This is a genomic window from uncultured Draconibacterium sp. (assembly GCF_913060805.1).
GTDB lineage: Bacteria > Bacteroidota > Bacteroidia > Bacteroidales > Prolixibacteraceae > Draconibacterium.
In genome coordinates, this window is sequence record NZ_CAJXTC010000026.1 from 63,325 (window position 1) to 78,580 (window position 15,256).

A 15,256-nucleotide genomic window follows, 5' to 3' on the forward strand; every position below is an offset into this window, starting at 1 on the left:
TTTAAAACAGATCAAAATGATATATTTCGAAAAAGGATCTACCGAAACTGCACTCAATGCTGAAGATCTGAGAAATGGTCTTTTCGCTGCCTTCGAAAAAATGGGAGCCAAACAAAAGGTATTGGCTATTCCGCCGGATTACACGCGTCTTCCCTCGCGTGCAGGTGAGCTTACCGAATTTACCTGGGAGTATTTTGGTAAAAGGTTAATCGATGTACTTCCTGCGCTGGGAACACATACGCCAATGACCATGGAGCAAATCAGTCACATGTTTGGCAAAATGCCAACCGAGCTGATTAGAGAACACGACTGGAGAAACGATGTAATTACACTGGGTACTGTTCCTGCTGAATTTGTCAAAGAAGTTTCGGAGGGTGCTGTTGATTATTCGTGGCCGGCACAGGTGAATAAAATTTTGGTAGAAGGCAATTTCGATCTGATTTTATCGATTGGCCAGGTTGTTCCGCACGAAGTGGTTGGAATGGCCAATTACAATAAAAATATATTTGTGGGAACCGGTGGTGCCGAGGGCATTAACAAAAGCCATTACATTGGTGCAGCATACGGAATGGAGCGAATGATGGGACGCGCCGACACTCCTGTTCGCAAGGTTTTTAATTATGCCTCTGAGAACTTTTCAAATCACCTACCTATCGTTTATGTGCAAACGGTTGTTGGATTAAACAAAGATGGCAAACTGCAAACGTACGGTCTGTTTATCGGCGACGACTTTGAGGTTTTTGATAAAGCGGCAAAACTTTCGCTGGAAGTGAATTTTGAAATGGTGGAAAAACCAATCAAAAAGGCAGTGGTTTGGCTCGATCCTACCGAATTTAAAAGTACCTGGCTGGGCAATAAAAGTATTTACCGCACACGCATGGCTTTGGCAGATGGAGCGGAATTGATCGTTTTGGCTCCTGCGTTAAAAGAATTTGGCGAAGACCCACAAATTGATGCACTGATACGCAGATACGGCTACTTTGGAACGCCTCACACCTTAAAACTGGTTCAAGAAAACGAAGACCTGCAAAATAACCTGGGAGCAGCAGCTCATCTTATTCATGGTTCTTCCGAAGGGCGTTTCAACATCACTTACTGCCCGGGAAAAGGCAAAGAAAATGTAACACAAGAGGAAATTGAAAGTGTTGGATTTAACTATGGTGATTACGACGAAGTAACAGCAAAATATAATCCGGAGAAACTTAAAGACGGTTTCAATATCATGCCCGACAGTGAAGAAGTATTTTATATTTCAAATCCGGCAATTGGGTTGTGGGCCTACCGCGAACGCTTTGATTATTAATAAAAACAGTCAGCAAAATTGAATAATTCAAGCAAACAAAAAAGCATTAACTGGGGAATAATCGGTGTAGGAAATGTAACTGAAGTTAAAAGTGGTCCGGCTTTTTATAAAGTCGAAAACTCAAAACTGGTTGCAGTTATGCGCCGAAATGCCGAAAAAGCTGAAGATTATGCCCGCCGCCATAATGTGCCAAAATGGTACAACGATGGATCAGAATTGATCTATGATCCTGATGTAGATGCAGTATATATTGCCACTCCTCCCGACACACATGCTTCGTACGCCATTGAAGCACTAAAAGCAGGGAAACCGGTTTACGTTGAAAAACCAATGGCGCGCAATTATGCAGAGTGTTTAGAGATGCTTAAAGTTGCTAAGGAAACTAAAACGCCACTTTGGGTGGCCTATTACCGGCGAACTTTGCCTGCGTTTTTAAAAGTAAAAGAACTGATTGAGAATGGCAGTATTGGCAAACCTTTAATGGTGAATATAAAACTCTATAAACAAGCTCCCGAAGCCAATCAAAACCCGGAAGAAATGCACTGGCATGTTTTCCCGGAGATTGCCGGTGGCGGATATTTTTTCGATTTGGCCTCACATCAACTGGATTACCTTGACTTTGTTTTTGGGAAAATTACCGAAGTAAAAGGACAGGCTGTAAACCAGGCCGGTCTCTACCCTGCTGAAGATACTGTAACAGGAGTTTGGAAACACGAATCGGGAGTTGTTGGAACCGGTAGCTGGTGTTTTATTGTTGATGAAAAATCGGTTGAAGATTATATTCAAATTGTCGGAGAAAAAGGCGAAATTTGTTTGCCTTGTTTTACGCATGGCGACGTAATTTTAAAAAACCAAAAAGGAACTGAAAAGCTGAGTTTTAATAATCCACAGCACATCTCGCAAAACCTCGTTGAACAGGTCGTAAATGAATTACTGGGAAATGGAAAATGTGTGAGCACCGGTGAATCGGCAGCCCGCACCGGTTGGGTACTTGATGAGATGGTTAAAGATTATTATTCGGAACCACAGTAGGCACATTAGAACAATGAAGATTATAATTGACAATAAGATTCCATATATAAAAGGTGCACTTGAACCTTTTGCAGAGGTTGTGTACCTCCCCGGAAGTGAAACCACACAAGAGGTTGTAAAAGATGCTGATGCAATTATTACACGAACAAGAACCATTTGCAATGAGAAATTGCTTCGCGGTTCGAAAGTAAAATATATAGCCACTGCCACTATCGGATTTGACCACATTGACACAGATTATTGCAAGGAAGCAGGAATTGAATGGACAAATGCTCCTGGTTGTAATGCAGAAAGCGTAAATCAATACATTTCTTCTGCGTTGTGCTCATGGGCAATGCGAAAAAGAACCGATCTTACAGGATTAACGATAGGAATTGTTGGTGTGGGAAATGTTGGAAAACGTATTGCAAAAACCTGTCAAATTCTCGGAATGAACGTTCTGTTGAACGACCCTCCACGAGAAAGAGCAGAAGGAAGCAATGAATTTGTATCGTTAGAAACTATTCAAAATGAGGCCGATATCATTACCTTTCATGTTCCGTTAAACATGACCGGCCAAGATGCTACTTTTCACATGGTGAATGAAGACTTTCTGCAAAACCTCAAAAAAAATCCACTGATAATAAATTCGTGTCGTGGCGAGGTGTGTGATTCAGAAGCTATTTATAATGCTATTGAAGCGGACGATATAAAAGGTTTTATTGCCGATTGCTGGGAGAATGAACCGGAGATAAACCTCGATCTTTTAAACCTTTGCGAATATGGCACACCACACATCGCTGGTTATTCAAAAGACGGGAAAGCCAACGGAACAAAAATGAGTGTGCAGGCCATCAGCAGATTTTTTGGGTTGGGAATCAACAATTGGGCACCAACAGATGTTGAACTACCTGCAACTACAACAATAAAAATTGATGGCAACCAACGCCGTGAATATTCGATTCTGGCAGAAGCTATTTTGAGTACTTACGATATTGAAAACGATGATGACGACCTTCGGGATTCGCCACTCAAATTTGAACAACTAAGAGGTGATTATCCTGTTCGTCGGGAGTTTAATACTTACACCATCGAAGCCATAAATATTGAAACAAAAACATTGAAAAAACTGGAAGAATTAGGATTTCAAATAAAAAACAAATAATACGCAATAGCATGAAAAAATTAGCAGATATTGGTTTGATCGGGTTAGCCGTAATGGGCGAAAACCTGGTGCTAAACATGGAAAGCAAAGGCTACACAGTGGCCGTATACAACCGTACTGTAGAGAAAGTTGACAAATTTGTAAATGGCAGAGGAGCCGGTAAAAACTTTATTGGAGCACACTCAATTGAAGATTTTTGTGCCTCGCTGGAAAAGCCTCGTAAAGTAATGATGCTGGTAAAAGCAGGACAACCAGTTGATGACTTTATCGATATGGTTATCCCCCACCTTGAGCCGGGTGATATTATTATCGATGGCGGTAATTCACATTTCCCTGATACCATTCGTCGTACAAAATATGTTGAAAGCAAAGGTTTGCTTTACATCGGAACCGGAGTTTCAGGTGGTGAAGAAGGCGCATTAAAAGGTCCTTCAATTATGCCGGGAGGATCGCCGGCTGCATGGCAACACGTAAAAGAGATTTTCCAGGCCGTTTCGGCAAAAGTTGAAAGTGGCGAACCTTGCTGCGACTGGGTTGGCGAAGGCGGTGCCGGACATTTTGTAAAAATGGTGCACAACGGAATTGAATACGGCGACATGCAAATTATCACCGAAGCTTACCAGCTGATGAAAGAATTGCTGGGAATGAGCAACGATGAAATGCACGAAGTTTTCAAAAAATGGAACGAAGGTATTTTAGATAGTTACCTGATTGAAATTACACGCGATATTCTAGGTTACAAAGATGAGAATGGCGAGGAAACAGTAGAAATGATCCTTGACACAGCCGGACAAAAAGGAACCGGAAAATGGACGGGCATTTCAGCACTCGATCTGGGTATTCCGTTAACATTGATAGGCGAGTCGGTTTTCGCAAGATGTTTATCGGCTCAGAAAGATTTGCGTGTTCAGGCCTCAAAAGTTATTGAAGGTCCGAAACCGGAATTTAATGGCGACAAACAACAGTTTATCGACGATATTGAAAGTGCATTGTTAGGTGCAAAAATTATTTCGTACGCACAAGGTTATAACCTGATGATGGAAGCCGCCAGCGAAAATGGATGGAACCTTAATTATGGTGGAATTGCTTTGATGTGGCGTGGTGGATGTATCATCCGCTCGGTTTTCCTTAACGATATTAAGAAAGCATTTGATAGCAACCCGGAATTGCCAAACTTACTGCTCGATCCTTTCTTTAAGCAAAAAGTTGAAGAAGCTCAGGCAGGCTGGCGCCGTGTTTGTGCAACTGCATTGGCTAACGGAATTCCGGTGCCGGCATTAACATCGGCACTTTGTTACTTTGATGGATTCCGCAGCGAACGTTTACCTGCCAACTTACTTCAGGCACAACGCGACTATTTTGGAGCGCACACCTATGAAAGAGTTGACAAACCACGTGGCGAATTCTTCCACACCAACTGGACAGGCCGTGGTGGCGACACAGCATCGTCAACTTACAACGCTTAAAAGTTTTAATGAGATAAAAGAAAAAGGAAGCAAACGCTTCCTTTTTTTATTCTTCGAAATTTATCATCGCTTTTATTGCCCCGAATTTGTAGCCTTCAACAACATCGAAAGCCACGGGCGTTTCTTCCAGTGTAAATTCGTGCGTAACCATTTTTGAAACTTGTACCGCTCCGGAAATTACAAGATCGATGGCTTCTTCAACACAATGATTTTGCCGGCGTACATTAATTACTGTCAACTCTTTTCGGCGCATTAAATCCATATCGAAAACATATTGCGCATCCGGCGGAATGCCAACCAACACCAATTTTCCTCCGGGTTTCAGAATTTTTATAGCATTATTTACTGCCTCTTGTTCTCCACTGGCTTCAAAAGCCACATCAAGCAATAGTTCTTCATGTTTTTGTACAGCAGCTTCTACATTGTCAATTGTAGGATTGATCAACCACGAAGCACCAATTTCCGCAGCTTTTTCCAAACGATAATCAAGCGGCTCAATCATTCCAACTTTGGTTACATCATCGGCTAAAAGTTTCAGCAGGATACTTAAACCAATCGGACCGGCACCAAAAATTCCAACCGTAGTTTCCTTTTTCAGAATTTGAGCCAACTTCACCGCATAAACACCAATCGAAAGTGGTTCGATCAACGCTGCTTGTCTGGCATTCAATTTATCGGTAACCGGGTAGCAGGTAAACGATGGCATAACAATGTACTCCGACAAACATCCTTCAATTTGTCCGGGGCAACCTAAAAACTTGTTGTTTCGGCAGGTGTGTGGACGCCCGGCCAAACACTGATCGCAAGTACCGCAATGCACCGACGGATCAACAACCACCAGGTCGCCAACCTTTACATTGCTTACGTCTTTTCCGGCTTCAACAATTACGCCCGAGCACTCGTGCCCCACCTTAAACGGGTATTCAACTACCTGCGAGCCGATCTTTCCTTCCGAATAATAATGAATGTCGGATCCACAAACTCCAACAGTTGAGATTTTTATCTTAACATTCGTATCGCTCGTCAACACAGGCTCAGCTGCCTCGGTTAACTTCATCTGCCGGATACCGGTTAATACTACTGCTTTCATTTTTAAAAGAATTAGCTATTTGCAATTCGAACACCGGCTTTGTAGCCGCTTTTAGTAAAAATACGATCTGGAACAATTCGTGCCAAATAAATGAGCACATAACTTTAGTTGATTTTAGAATATTAAGATTTTGATGTGCAAGTTCTAACACGTTACGGAAATTCATTGAGGTTTTTCGAGTAAAATCATTGAAAAATGAGCTTACAAATTTCCTTTCAGAACATTAAAATTTACTAGAAATAATACAAAATGCTACAGTTTGAAGTGCTGCTTTACCCAACTAAAAGAACATGATTTTTATCATCAGATTCACATTTTTTGCATTTTTCGAATAAATCGCCAATTTTTTCAAAAAATACCAAAACTATTCTAAAACATATTGTCAATATCACAAACACTGACAATCAACGCCATAAGTCTTATTAACAACATCATTTTAACAAACATTAATTAATTTTAAAAAATACTTAAGATTTAAATCATTTTTATACTATATTAGCGGAGCCTTATATGAATAAAACGATTTAGATACTTATTAGAACTACCTTTTCTCTATTAGACCAATAAGTTTTCTGATCTAACTAAACTAGACTATGAACAATCGGGTTATCAGCAAAAGATAACCCGCTTTTTTTTGGCAAAAATTGAATCAGGACAAACGTTTCAGCAGACGCATAAAACGGAAATAGAACAATATTCCTGCGGTTCCCAAACCAACCAAATAACCATACCATATTCCCTGAGGTCCTACATTTAAAACAAACGTAAAAACATAGCTGGTTGGAATACCAATTAGCAAATAAGCAATAAATGCAATTAGCATTGGGGTGGTTACATCGGCCATTCCGCGTAACGAACTTTGCATAATAACCTGCAAACCATCGAAGAGCTGGAATACGGCAGCAATGATCAATAAACTGGCTGCAACTTCAATAACGTTTTCATCGGTGGTAAACATTAAAGGAAGTATGTGTCGGGCCAAAATAAATGTGAGTGCGGATAACGACATAACCACAAGAACGAGATGCGTAGATGCAAAAACAGCGCGTCGTAACGATACGTAATCCCTCTCTCCCATTTGATGACTTACGCGAATTGTATTGGCCTGCGAAATACCCAACGAAATCATATAGGTAGTTGTGGCCAATCCGAGCGCTACCTGGTGTGCCGCAAGCGGAGTTTCGCCCAGCCAGCCCATCATTACAGCTCCAATCGCAAAAGCAGCAACTTCAACAATTAATTGAAACCCAATAGGAATACCAATTTTCAACAGAGCCTGAATATCTTTTTTAAAGATCTTTTGGTAGCGGGCAAAAACAAAATATCGTTTAAACCGATTATTCCGAAGAATAAAATAAGCGAACAACAAAGGCATGCATATCCGCGAGACAAGCGTTCCGATTCCGGCTCCCATAAGCCCCATTTCCGGAAACCCGAACTTACCGAATATAAATACATAGTTTACTGCTATATTAATAACGTTGGCGGTAAGCGTAATTTGCATCGCAATCTTTGTATTTCCTATTCCTTCGAAAAACTGTTTTAAGGTGAAAAAGAACATAAAAGGTAAATAAGAACTACAAAGCAAAAGGTAATACGGCCGCGCCAGTTGCAACACATTTTCGGGCTGGCCCATGTATGGGAGAAAGAAATAAATACTGAACATGAGCGCCGTTAAAGCTACCGACGCTGTAAGATGCGCTGCCATTCCATTTTTCAACCATATAATGGCTTTTTGCAATTGGTTTTGTCCGAAAGCTTTTCCAACCAAAGGCGTAAGTCCCATGGTTACGCCCATACCAAAAACCATCCCGATCATGAATACACTGTTGGCAAACGATGCTGCAGCAAGCTCAGTTGTTCCAACGTGACCAACCATCATGTTGTCGGCAAGCGATACGGTAACCTGGCCGATTTGCGATAAAACAATCGGAAGTGCCAGAGTTAGATTACGCCTGTAAAATGGAATATAATCTTGAAATTTCATTCCGCAAATCTACAACTTCGCGTTCATCAATGTTGTAAAAACATAACTATTTTCGCTTATTAAAAACGTATGAAACTTTAAACGAGGCATATGGCTTTCTTTCAAAATCAGTTTCAACATACAGATTATCCCCGGTAGTTCGGGTCTGATACTTCATGCTGTTAAAGATATTTGCCCACGAAACTTCGGTTGTCAGCTTTCTGCTAAAGAATGATTTACGCAAAACAAGGTTCAAGTAAGCATAGCCGTCTCGTTCCATTTGGGCATTGATACCTTTGCTTTGATAAACAAACTGGTAACGCAAACTGAGCGTTTTCGAGATTTTGAAATTATTATTGGAGCGAATACTGCCACGGAATATTTCCTGCGTATCCGATTTGCCATCCATGTTTGTGGTTAATTTGTATAAATAGGTACTTGTCGACAGGTTGGTGTTCCACCATTTAAAAAGTTGGTAGCCCAACATAAATTCAACACCAAGGCTTAGCGACTCGCCAACATTTTCACGTGTCCACTCAATGGAGTTGCCCTCTCCGGTGCGGTAGTAATTCCGGGCCAAGTCGGTTGTCTGACGGGCAAAAACTTCTCCCGAAACAAAATTATCATCCCACGATTTCAGGTAACCCAGCTCGTAAGCATTTACATACGACGGCATTAAGTTTTCGTTTCCGGTAAACGAAATATACGGTGTTTCATACCTTCTTAACGGAATCAGCTCCCAATAATCGGGGCGGTTAATCCGGCGTGAGTAACTTAAGGTAAATTGGTTTTCGTCCGATATATTATAAACAAAATGCACTGTTGGAAACCAATCCCAGAATTCGGTTGTTGCCGGAACATTTATGAGCTCTGCATCCCCAACCAGATTGTAACTGTAGTTCGATTCGCGGTGCGTGTACTCGCCCCGCATTCCCAACTGGTAATCCAACTTTCCGAAACTGCTTTTAAACGTTACAAAACCGGCGTACACATCCTGTTTAAAATCTATTTCTTCGTTTTCCTTCTCGTTTACAAAAACGTGGAGAATATTGTGTTCATTAATGGAGCCGCTTTCAGTTTCCACCTTCGGAATATGATCGAGGTTTACTTCCAACCCGGCTTCCAAGCGGCTTTTATCCGTCAATTTGTTTTCGTACGAAACATTGGCATCAACAAGTAACTCGTTATGCTCTTTTGTGCGGTAGCCATATTTTTCTGAATGATCACTGAAAATCAGTTCATCACTCTTTTGCTCTTCCAACGGTTGCAAATAGGTAGAAGTACTGATATATGCCGACAGCAAATTCGATCGATCTTTACTAAAAGCGTGTTCGTAGCTTGCCACAGCACTCAGGTAACGGTAGTACAAATGATAGCGGCTATCGTATGTATAATCACCATAATTCACCAGGTTATCATCTACAAATAAGTTTTCGGTGTACGTTCCGTCTTCATTGGTAATATTCGACCGGCGAATCGGATCGGCACTCAATTTAAAATCGAGATAATCCTTATCGGTTAAATCGTAATTAAAACCCAGCTCCATGTAACTGTTATTTTCGCGGTCTTTCGATTTAACATCCCAAAGCGTTTGGTAATGGGTGTTATCGTTGGTAACCGTCTGATTTCCTTGCTGCCACTGAATTCGCGACACATAATCATCAAGCTGTCCGTTTAAGTACCAACCGCCCTTCTCTCCTTTCTGATCCACTGAAAAGATAAACTCCGAAGATCCGAGCGTTGAGAGATTCAAACTAGTACTCACTTCAATACCTTCCAAACGATTACGCTTTAATATTACCTGGATAATTCCTGCAGTACCTTCCGCATCATATTTCGATGATGGATTAGTAATAACTTCGATGTATTGAATTTTATTCGCTGGTATCTGGCGCAACTTTTCTTCGCCATTCAACTCGGGGCGGCCATTTATATATACCAAAAATGTTCCGTCGCCACGGTAGGTTAAACGCCCGTCAACATCCAGTTCCAACGATGGAATATTTTCCATTAAATCAATAGCCTTATCTGCCCCCGGAAAATTCCGCGCTTCAATTACTTTTCGGTCAACTTCGTATTTAACGCCTGAACTTTTTGATTGTACAGTTATTTCATCCAATGTTTTTTGATCAACAGCTAAATCAATCTGGCCCAAATCGAGCTCAGGATTTGCAAGCTCCATTTTTTCAACGTGATACATATCATAACCCACAAAACTTATTTTCAACTCATAATCTCCGTACGGAAGATCACTGATTTGAAACAGTCCGTTTTCGCTTGTTATGTCGCCATATATTTTAGTGGAGTCAGCCTGAGGTTCAACAATTACAGTTGCATACTTAATTGGAGTTCCGGATGTACCATCTGTTACAAATCCCTTCAATGCAGCATTTTGGGCAAATAACAACGTGCCCAACATACCGAATATGGAGGTCAGAAATATTTTTTTAAGATTATGCAACAAAAGTATGTTCATCCACGTGGTTAATTAGTTAGCTCAAATGTTTTTATCACCGTGCTCTATTCCTCCGCCTTTAAGAACTCAAAACCTGTGTGTTACGAATAAACCAACATTGAATATAAGGAATTCAGGGTTTGGAATAATGTCAACTTTTTAAACTTCTAATGTTCAAAAATAAACATATTTCTCAAAAAACTATCGCTTATCATAAAAAATATAATTTTAGAACCATTGCTTTTGGAATTCAAATTTCGTCTCCCCGAAAAGCTAACATAAAACAGTTTTTTAGATTTATTAACAATTAAGCAAGCTAAAGGTATTGTGCAACAGGTAACTTCCATGGTAAAAATTTTGTGACTAAACATTTTCTGCAAAACAGAGTTATTATTTGCAGAAATTAAGATGACTTAAACTTATATTGATTTCAAAGTTGTATGAAGAAAATCAAAAAGATTCTAATCGCAAACCGAGGCGAAATTGCGATTCGCGTAATGCGAACCTGCAGGGAGCTTGATCTTGAATCAGTTGCCATTTACTCGGAAGCAGACAGGACTTCGCTTCATGTGCGTTATGCCCACGAGGCTTATTGTGTAGGTAAAGCACCATCGAGCGAAAGCTACCTGAACGTTGACAAAATTATAGAAGTTGCCAAAAAGAGTGGCGCTGATGCAATTCATCCCGGCTATGGGTTTTTATCGGAAAATGCCGATTTTGCCCGTCGCTGTACCGAAGAGGGAATCGTGTTTATTGGTCCGTCGCCTGAGGTTATTGTTCAGATGGGTGATAAGATTCAGGCACGCGAAGCTATGACCGCCGCCGGAATTCCCGTAGTTCCCGGCACGGACGGAGAGATAAAGTCGGAACAAGAAGCGCTGGAGGTTATTAAAACCATTGGCCTTCCGGTAATGATAAAAGCATCGGCCGGTGGTGGCGGAAAAGGAATGCGCCTGGTGAAAAACGAATCGGAGGTAGTTTCTGCAGTTCGTGCAGCCCGTTCCGAAGCGAAATCGGCTTTTGGCGACGATGCCGTTTACATTGAGAAATACATTACTTCGCCACACCACATCGAGTTTCAAATTCTGGCCGACCAGCACGGAAATACCGTTCACCTTTTCGAGCGTGAATGTTCGGTTCAGCGTCGTCACCAGAAAATGATCGAGGAAACTCCTTCGCCGTTAATGACACAGGAATTGCGCGACGAGATGGGAAAAGCGGCCGTTGACGCTGCAAAAGCCGTAAATTATGTAGGTGCCGGAACCATCGAATTTTTGGTGGATAACGACCTGAATTACTATTTCCTTGAAATGAATACACGTTTGCAGGTGGAACACCCGATTACCGAACGTGTTACCGGAATCGACCTGGTAAAACAACAGATTTATGTTGCTGAAGGACGCGAGCTGGAATTTGCACAAGAAGACCTAAGACAAAGAGGTCACGCCATAGAATGCCGTATTTATGCCGAAGACCCGGACAATAACTTTATGCCAAGTGCCGGAAAAGTTTACAAAATATCTTCTCCGCTGGGGCTGGGTGTTCGTACTGATGGTTATGTGTATGAAGGTTATGAAATTCCGATTTACTACGACCCGATGATCTCGAAACTGATTGTTTGGGGAAAAACACGCGACGAGGCCATTGCGCGTATGCGACGGGCACTTTACGAATACAAAATTACCGGTGTAAAAACATCAATTAAAATGTTGGAACGTGTAATGAACAACGAAAACTTCATTGCCGGAAATTACGACACACATTTTATTGAGAAAAACCAGGAACAACTGCTATCGAACGGAATGAAAGACAACCCGGAAGACATGGTTATTATTGCTGCATTTATTGATTACCTCGATAAACTGGGAAGCAATGCCTCAGTAACCAAAGAGTTTGTGCCTGCGCAAAGCCGCTGGAAAAAAATTCCTTACGTAAATCATTTTTAAACGAAAATTATGGCTGTTGAAATTAAAATTGGCGACAGGAAAGCATGGGTTAACCTGTTGAAACAAGATGGCAATATTCTGGAAGTTGAAGTTGACGGAAAAACATATAATGTAGATTTGATGCACACGGCCGATGGCACATTTTCAATTCTTGAAGGTGGCCACTCGTACGACATCGAACTGGTTCCGGATGAAACGCCCAAAAAATATACCGCTTACACTTTATACGAACGTTACGATGTAGAAGTAATTGATGCTGAGGCACGTTACCTGCAAAACCGCAATGCGAACGGAACAGGATCGGGCGACAATAAAATCACTTCGCCTATGCCGGGCAAAGTCGTTAAAGTGTTGGTTGAAGAAGGTGATGTTGTTCAGGAAGGTGACACTATAGTTATCATTTCGGCCATGAAAATGGAGAGCGAATACAAAGCTCCAAAAGATGGCACCATAAAAAAAGTACATGTAAAAGATCAGCAAACTGTCGACAGTAACCAGGTATTAATTGAATTGGACTAAAAGAAAAAAAATGGATTTAAAAGCAAAATACGAACAGCTTGATGCATTTAACGCACAAGCCGAACTCGGTGGAGGTGAAGAAAGAATTGAAAAGCAACATGCCGCAGGAAAAATGACAGCCCGCGAGCGAATTCTACAATTACTCGATCCGGGAACTTTTACCGAAATTGATAAACTAATGACCCACCGAAACTACGACTTTGGCATGGAAGCCAAAAAAGTTTTGGGCGACGGTTTAATATCAGGGTATGGAAAAGTAAGCGGCAGATTGGTATATGTTTTTGCCCAGGATTTTACTGTATTTGGTGGATCGCTGAGTAGAGCCAACGCCGATAAAATTGTAAAAATTCAGGAACTGGCGCTAAAAATGGGAGCTCCGCTTGTTGGATTGAACGACTCGGGTGGAGCACGTATTCAGGAAGGCGTTGAAAGCCTTGCCGGTTATGCCGATATTTTTTACAACAACGTAATTTCATCGGGTGTAATTCCACAAATTTCGGCCATTTTGGGGCCGTGTGCCGGTGGTGCTGTATACTCTCCTGCCCTCACCGACTTTATTTTTATGGTGAAAGAGAAAAGTCACATGTTTGTAACCGGACCTGAGGTAATTAAAACGGTTACTCATGAGGATGTTACCAAAGAAGAACTGGGTGGCGCCGATACACACAGCTCGAAAAGTGGTGTGGCTCACTTTACAGGTAACGACGAGGAGCAAACCATTATGATGGTTCGCGAATTGCTGAGCTTCCTGCCATCTAACAACCTCGAAGATCCGCCGGTAAAAACTACCATGGATCCTTCAGACAGGGTTAGCGAAGAATTGGAAGAAATTGTTCCTGCCGATCCGAACAAGCCTTACGATATGCACGAGATCATCCAGAATGTGATCGACAATAAACATTTTCTGGAAGTGCAACCCAATTATGCACAAAATATAATTGTTGGATTTGCCCGTTTTGGCGGTCGTCCGGTGGGAGTTGTAGCCAACCAGCCCGGCCACTTAGCCGGAGTGCTGGATATTAACTCATCGGTAAAAGCTGCACGTTTTGTTCGCTTTTGCGATGCATTTAATCTGCCATTGGTAACTTTTGTTGATGTTCCGGGTTTCTTGCCGGGAACCGGACAGGAATTTGGCGGTATTATTAAACACGGAGCAAAATTGCTTTATGCATTTTCGGAAGCTACTGTTCCTAAAATTACAGTAATTACCCGTAAAGCATATGGTGGTGCTTACGATGTAATGTCGAGTAAGCACATTGGTGCCGATGTAAACCTGGCGTATCCAACAGCCGAGATTGCAGTGATGGGACCTGAAGGTGCTATCAACATCATTCATCGCGAAAAAATGACTGATGATGAAAAAGCAGCCAAAGTGCAGGATTACCGCGATAAATTTGCGAACCCGTACAAAGCAGCCTCGCTGGGGTATATCGACGAAATTATTCATCCGCGCGATACCCGTAAAAAGGTTATCGATGCGCTTGAAATGACACAGAATAAACGGAAATCGAATCCGCCTAAAAAACACGGAAACATTCCGCTTTAATTAGATTGATGGAGATTGAAATTCAGATTGATTGAGATTGAAGTTAAATCTGGATAGATAACTAACACAATATTCAAAAGAGATTGATTGAAGTACTAGATACTTTTAGTCAATCTCTTTTTCATTCTGAAAGTTCCCATATTTTTATGTGTATTGCCGTTTGAGTTTCGTCCGGGAAAACCATCTGGCTTCGATCTGCTTTCTTCGCCGGACGATTTCCCTTTGATCTATTCATCCCGGCGCTACGCACCGGGTTATTCACATTCGACGCTTCCAGCGTCATTAAAAACTTGTAATTCCGTCATTACAGGTCAATAAACTCGTCTTAACATAGTAATTCAGTTTAGTATCCCGAAGTGATAAAATGTGACTAACCTCGGGTGAAACCCGGGGTTGGTGTGCGGTAATTTATAGGCGCAATCAGTAAGCTATTCATTGCACAATCGTTGTGTGCGCCTTGCAATCTGGCCATTCTTATGAAATGATGTCAACAGACATTACTTTCATTGCAGTTGGTGATATTTGGGAATCATGAATATTTTACTCTGTATACATCTTAAAATCAATTCTATTTCCCGCAAAACAACTACATTTGAGCGCTTAAGATTAGTTAATCTGTTAACAAGACCAATTTTCACACGAAAAACCATCAAACTGTTTGATAAATAACAATTTATTTCTATTTTTGCGCGTCCAAAATTTTGGATATTTATATTTAATAATTTAAAAATTAGATGATTATGTTGAATCAGTACGAAACCGTTTTCATTTGTACTCCCGTTTTATCTG

The 15,256-nt window shown here is 41.2% G+C and carries 10 protein-coding genes; 7 read left to right on the forward strand and 3 right to left on the reverse strand.

Going from position 1 to position 15,256, the window contains the following annotated elements; translation table 11 throughout:
* The first annotated feature begins 16 nt into the window (after window positions 1-16).
* Genes QZ576_RS15475 through gnd form a run of 4 tightly spaced genes read left to right on the forward strand, consistent with a single transcriptional unit; the run spans window position 17 to window position 4,945 of the window.
* Window positions 17-1,303: a lactate racemase domain-containing protein gene (locus QZ576_RS15475; protein WP_297098693.1), complete on the forward strand. Its 1,287-nt coding sequence runs from the start codon at window positions 17-19 to the stop codon at window positions 1,301-1,303.
* A gap of 18 nt (window positions 1,304-1,321) precedes the next feature.
* Window positions 1,322-2,335: a Gfo/Idh/MocA family oxidoreductase gene (locus QZ576_RS15480; RefSeq protein WP_297098694.1), complete on the forward strand. Its 1,014-nt coding sequence runs from the start codon at window positions 1,322-1,324 to the stop codon at window positions 2,333-2,335.
* Between the two features lie 13 nt (window positions 2,336-2,348).
* Entirely contained in the window at window positions 2,349-3,479 is a 1,131-nt protein-coding gene (gene pdxB, locus QZ576_RS15485) for a 4-phosphoerythronate dehydrogenase PdxB (RefSeq protein ID WP_297098695.1), read from the forward strand.
* Between the two features lie 11 nt (window positions 3,480-3,490).
* Entirely contained in the window at window positions 3,491-4,945 is a 1,455-nt protein-coding gene (gene gnd / locus QZ576_RS15490) for a decarboxylating NADP(+)-dependent phosphogluconate dehydrogenase (protein ID WP_297098696.1), read from the forward strand.
* A 46-nt stretch (window positions 4,946-4,991) separates the two neighbouring features.
* On the opposite strand, the gene QZ576_RS15495 is transcribed toward gnd, so the two are convergent.
* The 3 genes from QZ576_RS15495 to QZ576_RS15505 form a co-directional block, all read right to left on the reverse strand.
* The gene (locus tag QZ576_RS15495; RefSeq protein WP_297098697.1) at window positions 4,992-6,035 is read right to left on the reverse strand and encodes an alcohol dehydrogenase catalytic domain-containing protein; all 1,044 of its coding nucleotides are present in this window, start codon (window positions 6,033-6,035) and stop codon (window positions 4,992-4,994) included.
* 649 nt (window positions 6,036-6,684) lie between these two features.
* Window positions 6,685-8,022: an MATE family efflux transporter gene (locus QZ576_RS15500; RefSeq protein ID WP_297098698.1), complete on the reverse strand. Its 1,338-nt coding sequence runs from the start codon at window positions 8,020-8,022 to the stop codon at window positions 6,685-6,687.
* A 46-nt stretch (window positions 8,023-8,068) separates the two neighbouring features.
* Window positions 8,069-10,477 (reverse strand): TonB-dependent receptor, encoded by a 2,409-nt coding sequence (locus QZ576_RS15505; RefSeq protein ID WP_297098699.1) that lies wholly within the window; start codon window positions 10,475-10,477, stop codon window positions 8,069-8,071.
* Between the two features lie 419 nt (window positions 10,478-10,896).
* Between QZ576_RS15505 and accC the strand changes: the two genes are divergently transcribed.
* From accC to QZ576_RS15520, 3 genes are read left to right on the forward strand one after another with little or no spacing between them, the layout of a single operon-like run.
* The gene (accC, locus tag QZ576_RS15510) at window positions 10,897-12,402 is read left to right on the forward strand and encodes an acetyl-CoA carboxylase biotin carboxylase subunit (RefSeq protein WP_297098700.1); all 1,506 of its coding nucleotides are present in this window, start codon (window positions 10,897-10,899) and stop codon (window positions 12,400-12,402) included.
* Window positions 12,403-12,411: 9 nt separating this feature from the next.
* On the forward strand, window positions 12,412-12,921 hold the full coding sequence (locus QZ576_RS15515; RefSeq protein WP_297098701.1) for a biotin/lipoyl-containing protein: 510 nt from the start codon (window positions 12,412-12,414) through the stop codon (window positions 12,919-12,921).
* Between the two features lie 10 nt (window positions 12,922-12,931).
* Complete coding sequence (locus QZ576_RS15520; protein WP_297098702.1) at window positions 12,932-14,467, forward strand: acyl-CoA carboxylase subunit beta; 1,536 nt, start codon at window positions 12,932-12,934, stop codon at window positions 14,465-14,467.
* Window positions 14,468-15,256: the final 789 nt, after the last annotated feature.

Bases quoted from the DNA above. Each gene is read 5' to 3' on its own strand.
- pdxB (WP_297098695.1), top strand. From the start codon at position 2,349: ATGAAGATTATAATTGACAATAAGATTCCATATATAAAAGGTGCACTT.
- QZ576_RS15500 (WP_297098698.1), bottom strand. From the start codon at position 8,022: ATGAAATTTCAAGATTATATTCCATTTTACAGGCGTAATCTAACTCTG.
- gnd (WP_297098696.1), top strand. From the start codon at position 3,491: ATGAAAAAATTAGCAGATATTGGTTTGATCGGGTTAGCCGTAATGGGC.
- QZ576_RS15505 (WP_297098699.1), bottom strand. From the start codon at position 10,477: ATGAACATACTTTTGTTGCATAATCTTAAAAAAATATTTCTGACCTCC.
- accC (WP_297098700.1), top strand. From the start codon at position 10,897: ATGAAGAAAATCAAAAAGATTCTAATCGCAAACCGAGGCGAAATTGCG.
- QZ576_RS15475 (WP_297098693.1), top strand. From the start codon at position 17: ATGATATATTTCGAAAAAGGATCTACCGAAACTGCACTCAATGCTGAA.
- QZ576_RS15515 (WP_297098701.1), top strand. From the start codon at position 12,412: ATGGCTGTTGAAATTAAAATTGGCGACAGGAAAGCATGGGTTAACCTG.
- QZ576_RS15495 (WP_297098697.1), bottom strand. From the start codon at position 6,035: ATGAAAGCAGTAGTATTAACCGGTATCCGGCAGATGAAGTTAACCGAG.
- QZ576_RS15520 (WP_297098702.1), top strand. From the start codon at position 12,932: ATGGATTTAAAAGCAAAATACGAACAGCTTGATGCATTTAACGCACAA.